Source organism: Methylobacterium sp. EM32, assembly GCF_040593685.1.
GTDB lineage: Bacteria > Pseudomonadota > Alphaproteobacteria > Rhizobiales > Beijerinckiaceae > Methylobacterium.
Map to the genome: position 1 here is coordinate 1 of NZ_JBEXZS010000127.1, position 1,104 is coordinate 1,104.

The 1,104-nt window shown below is 70.0% G+C and carries 1 protein-coding gene; it reads right to left on the reverse strand.

The annotated features are described in order from the left end of the window. On the reverse strand, window positions 1–1,104 hold a 1,104-nt coding region (locus ABZT49_RS34355), incomplete at both ends, for an ATPase domain-containing protein (protein WP_355287368.1).

A 1,104-nucleotide genomic window follows, 5' to 3' on the forward strand; every position in this document is an offset into this window, starting at 1 on the left:
TCGCGTTCTGATAGCCGGTGAGCGAGTCGATCAGCACGAGCCGCACGCCCTCGCGCTCGACAGCGTCGCTCACCATGGCGGCGAGCTCGCCCGGCGAAACCTCCGCCGGGTCGATCTGCTCGACCCGCAGGCGCCCCTCCGCGACCGCATCCGCGATGTCCATACCGAGACCGGCAGCCCGGCGCATCAGGATCCCGGTCGGCTCGTCGAAGCTCAGGATCAGCCCGCGCTCGCCCCGCGCCAGCGCCGCCGTTACGTAGGCGAGCGCGGTCGAGGACTTGCCGACGCCGGAGGGGCCGAGAAGCATCGTGCTGGTGCCCCGGTCGAGGCCGCCGCCGAGCAGCGCGTCGAGGGCGCCATTACCGCTGCTGAGGCGGTCGACCTCATAGGGATGGCCGTGCTCGACCGCGACCAAGCGCGGGAACACCGAGAGGCCGCCGCGGCGGATGACGAAGTCGTGGTAGCCGCCGCGGAAATGCGTACCGCGCATCTTGATCACCCGCAGGCGCCGGCGCTCGCCGCCGTAGAGGGGGGCGAGCTGCTCGAGCTGGATCACCGCGTGGCAGAGATTGTGCAAATTGAGGTCGTACTGGTCGACGGTGAGGTCGTCGAGGAGGAGCGCAGTGGTGTCGTGGATGAGGAGATAGCTGCGCAACGCCAGCACTTGGCGGCGGTAGCGTAGGGAGCTCTGCGAGAGCAGGCGGATCTCCGACAGGCTGTCGAACACCACCCGTTGCGGCTTGATCCGGTCGATCTCCGCGATGGCGAGCCGCACGGTCTCGCCGAGTTCGAGGTCGGAGGAATGGACCAGGCTCTGCTGCTGGCGCGGGTCGAGGCTGAGCTCGGGCGGCACCAGCTCGAAGATCTCGATGCCGTCGAGCGACCAGCCGTGGCGGGAGGCGACGGAGGCGAGCTCGCGCCGGCTCTCCGAGAGGGTGATGTAGAGGCAGCGCTCGCCGAGCCGTGCCCCGTCGCGGAGGAATTGCAGCGCGAGCGTGGTCTTGCCTGAGCCCGGCCGCCCCTCGACCAGGTGGGCACGGTTGGCCGCGAAGCCGCCCCCCAGAATGGTGTCGAGGCCGAGTGCCCCTGTTGCGACAGGGGAGG